We start from the raw sequence: 15,781 nt of genomic DNA, 5'->3' as shown, positions 1-15,781 counted from the left end.
TTATCGGTCAAGCTTTTTGAAGCAACACGACAACTTCAGCCGCAATTCCTTCCCCTCTACCAGTAAATCCAAGCTTCTCTGAAGTAGTAGCCTTCACATTTACCTGGCTAATGTCACACTCAAGTAAATGAGCAATCACTTCACGCATAGCTGAAATATGAGGAGCCATTTTGGGAAGCTGCGCAATAATTGTGCAATCCACATTACCGAGCGTGAAGCCTTTTTCCTTCACAATTCCAAATACATGTCGAAGAAGTTCCTTTGAATCAGCATCTTTAAAAGCTTCATCTGTATCGGGAAAATGTTTTCCTATATCGCCTTCTCCAATAGCCCCAAGACAAGCATCCGCAACGGAATGTAGGAGTACGTCAGCATCGGAATGACCAAGCAAACCTTTCTCAAATGGAATGGTAACCCCTCCAATAATACACGGACGGTCTTCCACTAACTTATGTACATCAAAGCCATGACCAACTCGCATTAAACTCCACTCTCCCTCTTCTCTCGCAAGATCGCTCTCGCAAAAATTAAATCTTCAGGTGTTGTTAATTTCACATTCCAATAATCCCCCGGGATCACTTGGACTGAGCGTCCATTCATCTCTACTAAACTGGCGTCATCAGTTCCAATCACACCGTTCTCCTCAGCCCATTTATGAACTCCTTTGATGACCGAAAGACGAAAAGCCTGTGGAGTTTGCACGGCCCACAAGCTTGAGCGATCAATGGTTTTCTGCACCTTCAGTTCATCCACTTGCTTCACTGTGTCCTTAACTGGAACAGCTACAATCGCACCATCGTAATCTTTAGCTGCTGTCGCCGCTTGATTTGCAACTTCATGTGTAAAAAATGGACGGGCACCATCGTGAATTAAAACAATTTTATCCCCTTGCAATGCTTTAAGTCCTTCATAAACACTTTGCTGACGTTCATAGCCACCTGTTACGACATGACTTACCTTTGTTAGTCCATATTCCTGAATAAGCGAGTGAAAATCTTCATGCTCACGTTCATTTACAGCGAGCACGATCTCCTCGCAATGTGGGTCACTCTGAAAAACCGATATCGTATGAACGATAATCGGTTTTCCTTCAAGCATAATAAATTGTTTGTTTTTCCCTGCGTTCATCCTTTTTCCCTGTCCGGCAGCAGGAATGACTACTGAATATTTCAAAGCTAGAACCCCCGTCGCCTATCACTTAAAGTGCTTTTTCGAGTAGTTTGGGTTTGGCAAAAATCATGCGTCCAGCTGATGTCTGCAATACGCTCGTTACAAGAACATCAATCGTTTTGCCAATATAATTCCTACCTTCTTCCACTACTATCATTGTACCATCGTCTAGATAGGCTACGCCCTGATTATATTCTTTTCCATCTTTGATGACTTGAACATTAAGCTCTTCACCAGGGAGAACGACTGGTTTAACCGCATTAGCTAAATCGTTGATGTTCAACACTTGAACCTTTTGAAGTTCGCATACTTTATTTAAGTTAAAGTCGTTTGTAACAACCATGCCATTAACAAGCTTGGCAAGCTTAACCAGTTTACTATCAACTTCTTGAATTTCTTCAAAATCACCTTCGTATATTTCCACATTCACCGCAAGCTCTTTTTGTATCTTGTTTAGTATATCAAGACCTCGACGACCACGGTTTCGTTTCAAAACGTCTGATGAATCAGCAATATGCTGCAATTCCTCTAGTACAAATTGTGGTATAACGAGTGTTCCTTCAAGAAAACCAGTTTGACAGATATCAGCAATTCTTCCATCAATAATTACGCTTGTATCAAGGATCTTCAATTTGGATGAACCAGAATCAATCTCATCCTCATCGTTATCCTTTTTCTTATCTTTTCCTTTGGTGTTCGAGAAAAGATTAATAAGCTCATCACGCTTTTTAAATCCAACCTGGAATCCAAAATACCCAAGCAAAATGGTAATGAAAATCGGCAGAATGTTACTCACAACTGGAAAGTTAATCTCAGCCAGAGGTACGGTTAGTAAAAATGCAATTATAAGTCCAATAATCAGTCCAATTGCCCCAAATAGTACGTCTCCAACCGGTGCACTAACAACCTTTTCTTCAACCAGACGAATGAAATCGACAATATAATCTGTCACCCAAAAAGTTGCTAAAAAGAATAACACCGCTCCTATGACAGCACCTGCATAAGAATTAGTAAATACTGCTGGAAGGTCCCCTATATTGAGTAATTGTATTAAATCTGGTAAGTATACTAATCCCAGTGCTCCGCCTAAAATGATAAAAAATAACTGTACAATCCACTTTATCATTGACGTTTTCACCTCCTTTTAACATTATAAACAAATTCTCAGAATTGAAACATAAATCCTTGAAGTTTGTGAATTTTATAGTATGATTATAGGTTAGCTTGCATGACTATAAATTAATTATAGATTAGCACACCCCCCTATGGAATGTCTATTTCACAGCCCTATATGTGGCGATCTACAAAGAGTTGCTCCTGAATTCGTTTCAATCCATCTTTAATCTTCTTAGCTCGAATGGCCCCAATTCCATCTACATGATCGAGTTCTTCAATAGAGGCTTTAGAAATAGCGTTAAGGTTTTCAAAACTATCTACCAAGTTCTCAATTATATTTGATGGCAGTCTCGGAATTTTATGCAAGATCCGATACCCTCTCGGTGCTACATTCTCATTTTGATCATGATAACCCAGAATTCTCATAATGGCATTGTCTTCTAGTAAGTCATCACTTGAAAGCTTCTTTAAACGTTTCATAACATCAGCTGGAGATTCATCCACATCTTTTACGTAATCTCCAATCAGCCACTTTGCTTCCGATTCAAGATTCGAAACAAGCTCTTCCATCTGCATACTAATCAGTCGACCTTCCGTACCAAGCTCATTAATGTAGTTAAGGATCTCTTTTTTGATGCGCAAAACCATCTCAATACGATGGATAACTTGAGCAACTTCCTGAAGGGTTACGAGTTCTTCAAACTCAAGAGCTCCGAGATCGGTAATCCCTTGATCAAGAACTGATTTGTATTTTTCAAGTGTTTGCATCGCCTGATTCGCTTTTGTCAGTATAACGCCGATTTCCTTTAATGAATAACGAATACTTCCTTGATAAAGTGTAATAACGTTGCGACGTTGTGAGATCGAGATCACTAGATTACCTGTTTGCTTGGCGACGCGTTCCGCTGTTCGATGTCGGATACCCGTCTCTGTAGACGGGATCGAAGTCTCGGGTATTAACTGTGTATTAGCATAAAGGATTTTAGAAGCTTCTTTGTTCAAAATAATGGCTCCATCCATTTTCGCAAGCTCATACAGGTAAGCAGGGGTAAACCGACACTCTATTGAAAATCCACCATCAACAATATCCTGCAATTTCCCATCATACCCCACAACGATTAAACCGCCAGTATTGGCTCGTAGTATATTATCGATTCCATGCCTTAACTGCGTACCGGGTGCAACGATTTTTAGAATTTCATTTATGATTTCCTGCTGCTTATCGATCTCCATCTTCTACCCTCCTAGCGCTTCATTTAATGCTTCATCTACGGTTTGAACGCCAATAACCTGAATACCTTCAGGGAAAGTCCAACCACCTATATTTTTCTTTGGAATAATAGCCCGCTCAAAACCAAGTTTGGCAGCTTCAATCACTCGTTGTTCGATCCGTGATACCCTTCTGATTTCTCCTGTTAGTCCAATTTCTCCTACCACAATATCTGATGGACGTGTTGGTTGATCTCTAAAACTGGACGCGATTGATACTGCAATAGCAAGATCAATTGCCGGCTCATCAAGTCGCACACCACCTGCAACATTTAAATAGGCATCCTGATTTTGCAGGAGAAGTCCTACTCTTTTCTCAAGAACTGCCATCAATAGAGAAACGCGGTTATGATCAATTCCTGTCGCAGTTCTTCGTGGATTCCCAAAGCTTGTTGGTGATATTAATGCCTGGATCTCAACTAGAACAGTTCTCGTTCCCTCCATAGATGCAACAACTGTTGAACCAGCTGATCCAGATGATCGTTCTTCTAGAAAGATTTCTGAAGGGTTAAGTACTTCTTCAAGCCCCTCTTCCTTCATCTCAAAAACACCTATTTCATTTGTTGACCCAAAACGGTTCTTTACTCCGCGTAGAATTCGAAACGTATGATGACGTTCCCCTTCAAAATAAAGCACAGCGTCAACCATATGTTCTAAAAGTCTCGGACCAGCAATTGATCCCTCTTTTGTCACATGTCCAACAATGAAAATAGCTATTCCTCTTGTTTTAGCTATACGCATAAGTTGAGAAGTACATTCCCGCACTTGTGAAACACTACCTGGTGCAGACGTAACTTCTGACCTGAAAATGGTTTGAATCGAATCGATGATCACAAGCTGGGGGTTTATTTCTTCAATTGCTTTACTAATATACTCAAGATCAGTCTCTGCTAATACATATAATTTTTCTGCATCGACCCCTAGACGATCTGCACGAAGCTTCGTCTGCTTGACCGACTCTTCACCAGAGATATAAAGAACCGGATGATCTTGGTCAGCAAGCTTTGATGACGTTTGGAGCAAAAGAGTTGACTTACCAATGCCTGGGTCCCCTCCAACAAGCACGAGGGAGCCTGGTACTACTCCGCCGCCTAACACGCGATCAAGCTCTGTAATATGAGTTAAAATCCTAGGCTCCATTTCTTTTTGAATACGTCGTATGGACGTCGGTTTACTTGCAGTTTCATTACTTGAAGTAACAAAGCGTCTTCGGTCATTGTCACCTGGTACAACCTCTTCCACCATAGTATTCCATTGATGGCACCCCGGACATTTCCCCATCCATTTTGCAGATTCATAGCCACAATCCTGACACATAAATTTCGTTTTTTTCTTTGCCATTTAACATCCTCACCTTCACGATCAACCGAACAAATTACTGTCTTTATTTTATCACAACTTATAAGTTCCTATGAACTCATAATGATTGGCAGATTCAAAAAGTTTTCTAGGACAAATAAACCGTCCTGTTTATTGAAATAACCTGCTTTTCAACTCTTTTACACTAGCATTCCGAAATAAGACATAGTCATTATCTCAATACCTTTCCCTTAAGTATCTCAAACCACTCCTCAAATATAAAAAAAACCGGAAGACATTTGCCTTCCGGTTGTTATTCTTAAGATGAAGTTGCTTCAGAAAGGGTCTCGACAACAAAATCATTTTCTTTATAATCGATTTTCACTCGTTGGCCTTTTTCGATGTTACCTCTAAGCAACTCTTCAGAAAGGCGATCTTCAATATGGCGCTGTAGAGCTCTTCTAAGCGGTCGAGCACCATACTCTGGATCATAACCTTCTTCAGAGATCTTATCGAGAGCCGTATCCGTTAATTCAAAATCAATACCATGATCTGATAGACGAGCTTTAAGCTGGTTGGCCATCAGAACAATGATTTCCTTCAAGTGTTTCTTTTCAAGCGAATGGAATACAATCGTCTCATCAATTCGGTTTAGGAACTCTGGACGGAAAGTCTTCTTAAGATCATCCATCACTTTACCTTTCATATCGCTATATTCCTGACCTTCAGAGCCTGTCGAAAAGCCAACGTATTTATTACGTTTAAGCGTGCTAGCTCCAACGTTTGAAGTCATAATAACGACAGTATTACGGAAATCGACTACGCGACCTTTAGAATCAGTCAATCGTCCATCTTCTAGTACTTGAAGAAGAATATTAAAGACATCTGGATGTGCTTTCTCAATTTCATCTAGCAAGATAACAGAATAAGGTTTGCGTCTTACCTTCTCAGTTAACTGGCCGCCTTCTTCATATCCAACGTAACCTGGAGGTGAACCAACAAGACGTGACGTTGAGTGTTTCTCCATGTACTCAGACATATCAATTCGGATAACAGAATCTTCTTCACCGAATAGTGTTTCAGCAACAGCACGAGCTAGTTCAGTTTTACCTACCCCTGTTGGCCCAAGGAAAATAAATGAACCAATTGGGCGCTTAGGATCCTTTAATCCAGCACGAGCACGTCGTACTGCTTTTGAAATAGATTTTACGGCTTCTTCTTGACCGATCAGGCGATTATGAAGAATCTCTTCCATTTTCAATAGACGTTCTGTTTCCTGCTCTTCTAGCTTGGAAACCGGGATACCGGTCCAATTGGCAACGACAATCGCAATATCCTCCGGTGTAACCTCTTGATTCTCTTTTCCTTGCTTTTCTTTCCATTCTTTCTTCGTCTGCTCTAGCTGCTCGCGTAAGCGTTGTTCAGAATCACGAAGAGAAGCGGCTTTCTCAAACTCCTGGCTTTGAACAGAAGCATCCTTTTCTTTTCGAACCTCTTCAAGCTTCTTATCAAGTTCTTTTAAATTTGGTGGTGCAGTATAAGAACGAAGGCGAACTTTCGAAGCGGCTTCGTCAATTAAATCAATTGCTTTATCCGGTAAGAAACGATCCGAAATGTAACGATCTGAAAGTTTAACCGCGGCTTCGATCGCATCGTCAGTAATCGTAACGCGGTGATGAGCTTCATAACGATCTCTAAGTCCCTTTAAAATAAGAGCGGACTCATCACTTGTCGGTTCGTTAACTTGAATTGGTTGGAAGCGACGTTCAAGGGCAGCATCCTTCTCAATGTATTTACGATACTCATCAAGAGTAGTAGCACCAATACATTGAAGTTCTCCTCTTGCTAGTGCAGGTTTAAGAATATTTGAAGCATCAATTGCTCCTTCTGCACCACCAGCGCCAATTAGTGTATGAAGTTCATCAATAAACAGAATAATGTTACCTGCCTGACGAATTTCATCCATTACTTTCTTCAAACGGTCTTCAAATTCACCGCGGTATTTCGTACCTGCAACGACAGTACCCATATCTAGCGTCATAACGCGCTTATCACGAAGCGTTTCAGGTACTTCATTGTTAATAATTTGCTGAGCAAGGCCTTCTGCAATTGCAGTTTTACCAACTCCTGGCTCTCCGATTAGGACAGGGTTATTCTTTGTACGTCGGCTAAGCACTTCAATCACTCGCTCAATTTCTTTGCTTCGACCAATAACAGGATCCAGTCCGTTGTCTCGAGCGATCACAGTAAGATCTCTTGCAAGACTATCTAGTGTAGGAGTATTTGCGCTCGCTCCTCCAGCTTGATGACTAGAAGAAGAGCTTTCATTACTACCTAACAATTGTAGAACCTGCTGACGAGCTTTATTTAAGCTTACCCCTAAGTTATTAAGTACGCGTGCAGCAACACCTTCACCCTCGCGAATTAAGCCAAGTAGAATATGTTCAGTACCTACATAGGAATGGCTCAACTTACGTGCTTCATCCATCGATAATTCAATCACTTTTTTAGCTCGTGGTGTATAGTGAATGGATTGAACAGAATCCTGCCCGCGTCCAATTAACTTCTCTACTTCTTTTTGAATCTTGTCTGAGCCAAGTCCAAGTGCTGTTAACGCTTTGGCTGCAATACCTTCACCTTCACGGACTAACCCAAGTAAGATATGTTCAGTACCAACGTTGTTATGGCCAAGTCGGATCGCCTCTTCTTGTGCTAAAGCAAGTACTTTCTGGGCACGTTCTGTAAATCGTCCAAACATCATTGTTCATCACCCTCCAAATTCTTCGTTAGTTGATCTTCAAGTTCAAGTCTTTCTCTAATTAAAGTAGCACGTTTGATATCTCGTTCCGTAGGGGTAAGACTTGCCCCAGCATACTGCTGTAAGAAACCTGGTTGAGTTAGGATAAGCAATTCATTCAATATCGATTTAGATAAGCCTTTTACAAGACCTGAATCAATACCAAGTCTTACATCTGACAAACACTTAGCTGCTTCTTTTGATTGAATAATTCTGCTGTTCTGCAGAACACCAAGGGCACGATAAATACGATCCTCTAACTCAATTCGGGAGTTATCTAGAAGTGCCCTTCTAGCAGCACGTTCTTTTTCGATAACTTGCATAACCACACCTTGTAAATCTTCGATGATGTCATCTTCTGTCTTTCCAAGAGTGATCTGATTTGATATCTGAAAAATATTACCTAGCGCTTCGCTACCTTCCCCATAGCTACCTCTTACGACAAGACCGAGCTGGTTGATAGCCGGAATAATATGGTTTAATTGCTGTGTTAATACAAGCGCAGGGAGGTGTAGCATAACAGAAGCTCGCATGCCGGTTCCCACATTAGTAGGACAACTTGTTAAATATCCTTTTCTTTCATCAAATGCGTAGTCAACTTTTCCTTCAATCCAGTTATCTAATGAATTTGCAATGGTTAGCGCCTTCTTCAGTTCGAACCCTGCAACTAGACATTGAATACGAAAATGATCTTCTTCATTAATCATTATACTAACCGTTTCATTCTCGCTCAGAAGCACACCGCCGTTATTTGAGTGTTCGATAAGGTTAGGACTAATCAAGTGCTTCTCCACAAGAACTCTCTTCTCGATAGGTTTTAACTCATCCATTTCAATTAGTTCAAGTTCACCAATCTGGTCGTCTGGAATATCTGTAAACTGTTGTCGAACTTCTTTTATAACTTGTAAATTATCCTCACTGTTTGAAACGATCGGAAAAACATAATTCTTTAAGTTACGTGCAAATCGGACCCGACTGCTCATGACAATATCAGAATCTGGCCCCTCATCTTTCATCCATGGGCTTACGGCTTCACTGATAAAATGCTGAAGTGACATTATGCTCCCCCTTCCCATTTGCTCTTTTCTTCAAGGGAACGAATCAAATCTCTAGTTTCTGCAGCTTTTTCAAATTCTTCATGCTGGATATACTCTTTCATTTTGCTTCTTAAGTTCTGAACTTTGCGTTCAATTTCTATCGCTGCTCCAGCCCTCTTCGGAACTTTTCCAGCGTGAACAGTATTGCCCCCATGAACTTTTTTAAGTATAGGATCCAAGTTATCCGAAAAGGTTTTGTAGCACTCAGAACACCCAAATCTTCCAATCTTAGTGAATTGTTGATAGGTCAACCCACACTTTGGACAGTGTATTGGCTCTTTTTTATAAAAAGACTGAGCTGGATTCTCCTCAATAGGGGTATCGAAATTTAGTAATCCCGATAATAAGTTATGGATAGAAAAATGGTTAGTGCCTGGCTCAACCTCACCTTTTTCCTTAGCACACTTCTCACAAATGTGAAACTCTGTTTTTTCACCATTAATAATCTTAGTGAAATGAAGCGTAGCAGGGCGCTCACCACATTCCTGACAAGTCATAGGGCAACCCTCCTTCTCTACCCTAAAAAGTATAAAATTTATTTATATTTTAAAGCAGTTAGCATGGCACGCAACATATTCGCACGCAGATGATCTCTAACTGGTAATTCTATAGTAATCACAGTACGATCTAGTACGCTTAACATTAACTTCGCTTCTCGCTCCGAAATTACCTCTTCTTCATGTAAACGAAGAATAATATTTTCTGAAACTACTTGTGGCACTTGATTTTTGACGATCTGTATCATTTCGTCTATTAAATCAGCGTGGGTTTCGGGTTTAACTTTAACGATCCGTATATAACCCCCTCCACCTCTCTTACTTTCCACAATATAGCCTTTTTCAATCGTAAAGCGGGTATTTATTACATAATTAATTTGCGAGGGAACACATTGAAATTTATCTGCTATTTCACTTCGCTTTATTTCAACAGCATCCCTTCCATCCACCATTAAAATTTTCTTTAGATATGCTTCAATAATATCGGAAACATTCCTCACGTAGTTCCCTCCTCTCCGTCCCCATACTGACTTTGACTATATTTGACGTTAAATATATTATAACGTTTTTATCAAGGATTGCAAAGCAACAAGCCTATCGTAGTTCTTCTGTATAAAGCATTACCATTTAAGATAAATCCAAGACTCTTTTTTCTCTAGTTTTCACCTTTTAATAGAGCAACTATAATTTTCTTCAGAAAACTATTAAACAAAAAAATACGATTAGACTCGAATAATTCATTTGCTACATAAGGGTAGCAAAATTTTTCATTAAAAGTTTCTTAACCCTGCAATATGAATTGCTTATATTTCTCTATTATATAGAGTGCTTAGATAGAGAATATATCCGATCAGGTATTTAGATGCTTGAGGAATTACTCTGCGATAGTAAGGCAAAACAATTATGCAAACAGAAAAATTAATTCCGCGATCTTTTAAAACAGAACTAGCTATCTAAAATTGTTGAGAAAGAAATACAAAAAAAGCGAGAAACCCTCAGGTCTCTCGCTTCTCTTATGTTGCCTAGCGACGTCCTACTCTTGCAGGGGGAGATCCCCCAACTACCATCGGCGCTGAAGAGCTTAACTTCCGTGTTCGGCATGGGAACGGGTGTGACCTCTTCGCCATCATCACTAGACTAACAGGATGTTAGCCGTTCGGTGTTCACCACAGGACGTGGTGGCACTTAATCGAACTTCCTTATTTCAGGTGTTCCCTGAAAACTAGATAGCACGCACAACTTTCCAATATGTCCAGCTACGTAAGCCAAATCCTCGATCGTTTCACCTTTTGATTCTGACGCATAAAGCGCGTCTGACTCAAAAGCCTCCAACGCTTGTCGGATTTAAACGGCTTACTTCGCTTTTCGTTTAGGTTAAGCCCTCGATCGATTAGTATTCGTCAGCTCCACGTGTTGCCACGCTTCCACCCCGAACCTATCTACCTCATCATCTCTAAGGGATCTTACCAGCTTCATGCTGTGGGAAATCTCATCTCGAGGGGGGCTTCATGCTTAGATGCTTTCAGCACTTATCCCTTCCACACGTAGCTACCCAGCTATGCTCCTGGCGGAACAACTGGTACACCAGCGGTGTGTCCATCCCGGTCCTCTCGTACTAAGGACAGCTCCTCTCAAATTTCCTGCGCCCGCGACGGATAGGGACCGAACTGTCTCACGACGTTCTGAACCCAGCTCGCGTACCGCTTTAATGGGCGAACAGCCCAACCCTTGGGACCTACTTCAGCCCCAGGATGCGATGAGCCGACATCGAGGTGCCAAACCTCCCCGTCGATGTGGACTCTTGGGGGAGATAAGCCTGTTATCCCCAGGGTAGCTTTTATCCGTTGAGCGATGGCCCTTCCATGCGGAACCACCGGATCACTAAGCCCGACTTTCGTCCCTGCTCGACTTGTAGGTCTCGCAGTCAAGCTCCCTTGTGCCTTTACACTCTGCGAATGATTTCCAACCATTCTGAGGGAACCTTTGGGCGCCTCCGTTACACTTTAGGAGGCGACCGCCCCAGTCAAACTGCCCACCTGACACTGTCTCCGCACCGGATCACGGTGCTGGGTTAGAATGTCAGTACAGCCAGGGTAGTATCCCACCGACGCCTCCATCGAACCTGGCGGTCCGACTTCTATGGCTCCTACCTATCCTGTACAAGCTGTACCAAAATCCAATATCAGGCTACAGTAAAGCTCCATGGGGTCTTTCCGTCCTGTCGCGGGTAACCTGCATCTTCACAGGTACTATAATTTCACCGGGTCTCTCGTTGAGACAGTATCCAAGTCGTTGCACCTTTCGTGCGGGTCGGAACTTACCCGACAAGGAATTTCGCTACCTTAGGACCGTTATAGTTACGGCCGCCGTTTACTGGGGCTTCGATTCAGAGCTTCTCCCGTAAGGGATAACCCCTCCTCTTAACCTTCCAGCACCGGGCAGGTGTCAGCCCCTATACTTCGCCTTACGGCTTTGCAGAGACCTGTGTTTTTGCTAAACAGTCGCTTGGATCTTTTCACTGCGGCTCCCCTGGGCTATAAACCCGAGGAAGCACCCCTTCTCCCGAAGTTACGGGGTCATTTTGCCGAGTTCCTTAACGAGAGTTCTCCCGATCGTCTTAGGATTCTCTCCTCGCCTACCTGTGTCGGTTTGCGGTACGGGCACCTTTTTCCTCACTAGAGGCTTTTCTTGGCAGCGTAGAATCAAGGACTTCGGTACTAAATTTCCCTCGCCATCACGACTCAGCCTTCATGGTGAACGGATTTGCCTATTCACCAGCCTAATCGCTTGGACGCGCATTTCCAGCAGCGCGCTCTCCCTATCTTTCTGCGTCCCCCCGTCGTTCAAACGGAAAGGAGGTGGTACAGGAATATCAACCTGTTATCCATCGCCTACGCCTTTCGGCCTCGGCTTAGGTCCCGACTAACCCTGAGCGGACGAGCCTTCCTCAGGAAACCTTGGGCTTTCGACGGACAAGATTCTCACTTGTCTTTCGCTACTCATACCGGCATTCTCACTTCTAAGCGCTCCACCAGTCCTTTCGGTCTGACTTCACAGCCCTTAGAACGCTCTCCTACCATTGTCGTAAGACAATCCACAGCTTCGGTGATACGTTTAGCCCCGGTACATTTTCGGCGCAGCGTCACTCGACCAGTGAGCTATTACGCACTCTTTAAATGATGGCTGCTTCTAAGCCAACATCCTGGTTGTCTAAGCAACGCCACATCCTTTTCCACTTAACGTATACTTTGGGACCTTAGCTGGTGGTCTGGGCTGTTTCCCTCTCGACTACGGATCTTATCACTCGCAGTCTGACTCCCGCGGATAAATCGTTGGCATTCGGAGTTTGACTGGATTCGGTAATCCGGTAAGGACCCCTAGTCCAATCAGTGCTCTACCTCCAAGATTCTTGCCGCGAGGCTAGCCCTAAAGCTATTTCGGAGAGAACCAGCTATCTCCAGGTTCGATTGGCATTTCACCGCTACCCACACCTCATCCCCGCATTTTTCAACATGCGTGGGTTCGGGCCTCCATTCAGTGTTACCTGAACTTCACCCTGGACATGGGTAGATCACCTGGTTTCGGGTCTACGACCACGTACTATTTCGCCCTATTCAGACTCGCTTTCGCTGCGGCTCCGCCTTCTCAGCTTAACCTTGCACGGGATCGTAACTCGCCGGTTCATTCTACAAAAGGCACGCTGTCACCCATTAACGGGCTCCAACTAGTTGTAGGCACACGGTTTCAGGTTCTTTTTCACTCCCCTTCCGGGGTGCTTTTCACCTTTCCCTCACGGTACTGGTTCACTATCGGTCACTAGAGAGTATTTAGCCTTGGGAGATGGTCCTCCCGGATTCCGACGGGGTTTCACGTGTCCCGCCGTACTCAGGATCCGTCTCGGAGGGCATCGGATTTTGACTACAGGATTGTTACCTTCTCTGATGGACCTTTCCAGGTCGCTTCGTCTATCCGTGCCTTTGTAACTCCAAAGAGACGTCCTACAACCCCAGAGGGCAAGCCCTCTGGTTTGGGCTGATTCCGTTTCGCTCGCCGCTACTCAGGAAATCGCGTTTGCTTTCTCTTCCTCCGGGTAATGAGATGTTTCAGTTCCCCGGGTCTGCCTTCCATTCCCTATGTATTCAGAAATGGATACCATCCTATTAAAGATGGTGGGTTCCCCCATTCGGAAATCTCCGGATCAAAGCGTACTTACAGCTCCCCGAAGCATATCGGTGTTCGTCCCGTCCTTCTTAGGCTTCTAGTGCCAAGGCATCCACCGTGCGCCCTTAGTAGCTTAACCTTCGATTTGTTAGGCATTACTGCCATAACGCATCAGTTATTACTAAGTTATTGCATAAAAAATAATTATTGGATGTCGTTGTTTGTGCTATCTAGTTTTCAAGGAACAAGGCTACTACTTGAATCTGCCTAAGCTTCATCACTTCACCTGGTTTGAAAGAATAAATCATTCTTTCAAAACTAAACGAAACGCTCATGTAAGGTTGGTAACGTAAGTTACCTTCGTAATTCTCCATAGAAAGGAGGTGATCCAGCCGCACCTTCCGATACGGCTACCTTGTTACGACTTCACCCCAATCATTTGTCCCACCTTCGGCGGCTGGCTCCATAAAGGTTACCCCACCGACTTCGGGTGTTACAAACTCTCGTGGTGTGACGGGCGGTGTGTACAAGGCCCGGGAACGTATTCACCGCGGCATGCTGATCCGCGATTACTAGCAATTCCGGCTTCATGCAGGCGAGTTGCAGCCTGCAATCCGAACTGAGAACGGCTTTATGGGATTCGCTTCACCTCGCGGTGTTGCTGCCCTTTGTACCGTCCATTGTAGCACGTGTGTAGCCCAGGTCATAAGGGGCATGATGATTTGACGTCATCCCCACCTTCCTCCGGTTTGTCACCGGCAGTCACCTTAGAGTGCCCAACTGAATGCTGGCAACTAAGATCAAGGGTTGCGCTCGTTGCGGGACTTAACCCAACATCTCACGACACGAGCTGACGACAACCATGCACCACCTGTCACTCTGTCCCCCGAAGGGGAACGTCCTGTCTCCAGGATTGTCAGAGGATGTCAAGACCTGGTAAGGTTCTTCGCGTTGCTTCGAATTAAACCACATGCTCCACTGCTTGTGCGGGCCCCCGTCAATTCCTTTGAGTTTCAACCTTGCGGTCGTACTCCCCAGGCGGAGTGCTTAATGTGTTAACTTCAGCACTGAGGGTGGAACCCCCCAACACCTAGCACTCATCGTTTACGGCGTGGACTACCAGGGTATCTAATCCTGTTTGCTCCCCACGCTTTCGCGCCTCAGCGTCAGTTACAGACCAGAGAGCCGCCTTCGCCACTGGTGTTCCTCCACATATCTACGCATTTCACCGCTACACGTGGAATTCCACTCTCCTCTTCTGCACTCAAGTCCTCCAGTTTCCAATGACCCTCCACGGTTGAGCCGTGGGCTTTCACATCAGACTTAAAAGACCGCCTGCGCGCGCTTTACGCCCAATAATTCCGGACAACGCTTGCCACCTACGTATTACCGCGGCTGCTGGCACGTAGTTAGCCGTGGCTTTCTGGTTAGGTACCGTCAAGGTACCGCCCTATTCGAACGGTACTTGTTCTTCCCTAACAACAGAGCTTTACGACCCGAAGGCCTTCGTCACTCACGCGGCGTTGCTCCGTCAGACTTTCGTCCATTGCGGAAGATTCCCTACTGCTGCCTCCCGTAGGAGTCTGGGCCGTGTCTCAGTCCCAGTGTGGCCGATCACCCTCTCAGGTCGGCTACGCATCGTCGCCTTGGTAAGCCATTACCTTACCAACTAGCTAATGCGCCGCGGGCCCATCCTGCAGTGTTAGCTCGAAAGCCAACTTTCAACATTGCACCATGCGGTGCGATGTATTACCCGGTATTAGCTCCGGTTTCCCGGAGTTATCCCAGTCTGCAGGGCAGGTTGCCCACGTGTTACTCACCCGTCCGCCGCTAAGATCAGGGAGCAAGCTCCCATCTCTTCGCTCGACTTGCATGTATTAGGCACGCCGCCAGCGTTCGTCCTGAGCCAGGATCAAACTCTCCGATAGAAAGCTTAATCTAGCTTTAAAACAATGTTTTGTTTCCGTAGAAACAATTACTTACATGGCGTTTCGTTCAGTTTTCAAAGATCAATTTTTCTTTCAACGTCGTTTTCAGCGACTAAACCATCATATCATGATTCATTTGTCAGTGTCAACAACTTTTTTAAAAAATAATTGGTGGAGCCTAGCGGGATCGAACCGCTGACCTCCTGCGTGCAAGGCAGGCGCTCTCCCAGCTGAGCTAAGGCCCCGTTGGTATGAATGGTCGGGAAGACAGGATTTGAACCTGCGACCCCTTGGTCCCAAACCAAGTGCTCTACCAAGCTGAGCTACTTCCCGTAAAAAGAAGAAAACCAACAAAATAATGGTGCGCCCGAGAGAAGTCGAATCCCTAACCTTCTGATCCGTAGTCAGACGCTCTATCCAATTGAGCTACGGGCGCAAAATCTAATT

9 protein-coding genes, 3 tRNA genes and 3 rRNA genes are annotated in these 15,781 nt (G+C 44.2%); all 15 read right to left on the bottom strand.

The genetic code is table 11. The annotated features are described in order from the left end of the window. Positions 1–7: 7 nt before the first annotated feature. The 15 genes from ispF to AC0VYJ_RS00535 all read right to left on the bottom strand — a co-directional run bounded on the left by ispF (position 8) and on the right by AC0VYJ_RS00535 (position 15,770). The gene (gene ispF / locus AC0VYJ_RS00605) at positions 8–481 is read right to left on the bottom strand and encodes a 2-C-methyl-D-erythritol 2,4-cyclodiphosphate synthase (protein WP_430246607.1); all 474 of its coding nucleotides are present in this window, start codon (positions 479–481) and stop codon (positions 8–10) included. After that, entirely contained in the window at positions 481–1,173 is a 693-nt protein-coding gene (gene ispD / locus AC0VYJ_RS00600) for a 2-C-methyl-D-erythritol 4-phosphate cytidylyltransferase (protein ID WP_404684292.1), read from the bottom strand. The genes ispF and ispD overlap by 1 nt, the downstream gene beginning before the upstream one ends. A 25-nt stretch (positions 1,174–1,198) precedes the next feature. Beyond that, a complete protein-coding gene (locus AC0VYJ_RS00595) occupies positions 1,199–2,296 on the bottom strand; it encodes a PIN/TRAM domain-containing protein (RefSeq protein ID WP_194220272.1) in 1,098 nt (365 codons plus the stop codon). A 161-nt stretch (positions 2,297–2,457) separates the two neighbouring features. After that, positions 2,458–3,519 (bottom strand): DNA integrity scanning diadenylate cyclase DisA, encoded by a 1,062-nt coding sequence (gene disA / locus AC0VYJ_RS00590; protein WP_194220271.1) that lies wholly within the window; start codon positions 3,517–3,519, stop codon positions 2,458–2,460. 3 nt (positions 3,520–3,522) lie between these two features. Then, the gene (gene radA, locus AC0VYJ_RS00585) at positions 3,523–4,896 is read right to left on the bottom strand and encodes a DNA repair protein RadA (RefSeq protein ID WP_194220270.1); all 1,374 of its coding nucleotides are present in this window, start codon (positions 4,894–4,896) and stop codon (positions 3,523–3,525) included. 277 nt (positions 4,897–5,173) lie between these two features. Next, complete coding sequence (gene clpC, locus AC0VYJ_RS00580; RefSeq protein WP_206759457.1) at positions 5,174–7,615, bottom strand: ATP-dependent protease ATP-binding subunit ClpC; 2,442 nt, start codon at positions 7,613–7,615, stop codon at positions 5,174–5,176. Further along, positions 7,612–8,667, bottom strand: coding sequence for a protein arginine kinase (locus tag AC0VYJ_RS00575; RefSeq protein WP_475367436.1), 1,056 nt, complete (start codon positions 8,665–8,667; stop codon positions 7,612–7,614). Before AC0VYJ_RS00575 ends, clpC begins: the two co-directional genes overlap by 4 nt. Positions 8,668–8,708: 41 nt before the next feature. Beyond that, positions 8,709–9,245: a UvrB/UvrC motif-containing protein gene (locus AC0VYJ_RS00570; protein WP_194220267.1), complete on the bottom strand. Its 537-nt coding sequence runs from the start codon at positions 9,243–9,245 to the stop codon at positions 8,709–8,711. Positions 9,246–9,283: 38 nt separating this feature from the next. Then, entirely contained in the window at positions 9,284–9,745 is a 462-nt protein-coding gene (locus tag AC0VYJ_RS00565) for a CtsR family transcriptional regulator (RefSeq protein WP_194220266.1), read from the bottom strand. 520 nt (positions 9,746–10,265) lie between these two features. Further along, positions 10,266–10,382: ribosomal RNA gene (gene rrf / locus AC0VYJ_RS00560) — 5S ribosomal RNA — on the bottom strand. Between the two features lie 233 nt (positions 10,383–10,615). Continuing rightward, a 23S ribosomal RNA gene (locus AC0VYJ_RS00555) occupies positions 10,616–13,545 on the bottom strand. A 237-nt stretch (positions 13,546–13,782) separates the two neighbouring features. Continuing rightward, positions 13,783–15,334: ribosomal RNA gene (locus AC0VYJ_RS00550) — 16S ribosomal RNA — on the bottom strand. The 16S, 23S and 5S rRNA genes sit together here with 3 tRNA genes alongside, the layout of an rRNA operon. A 169-nt stretch (positions 15,335–15,503) precedes the next feature. After that, positions 15,504–15,579: transfer RNA gene (locus AC0VYJ_RS00545), tRNA-Ala, on the bottom strand. 11 nt (positions 15,580–15,590) lie between these two features. After that, positions 15,591–15,667: transfer RNA gene (locus AC0VYJ_RS00540), tRNA-Pro, on the bottom strand. A 26-nt stretch (positions 15,668–15,693) separates the two neighbouring features. Next, positions 15,694–15,770: transfer RNA gene (locus tag AC0VYJ_RS00535), tRNA-Arg, on the bottom strand. Positions 15,771–15,781: the final 11 nt, after the last annotated feature.

The organism is Anaerobacillus sp. 63XJN7_5_ISO-PGPR-S23-430, from assembly GCF_056173695.1.
Note: the sequence above shows the minus strand (reverse complement) of the source record. Positions and strands in the feature narration are given on the sequence as shown.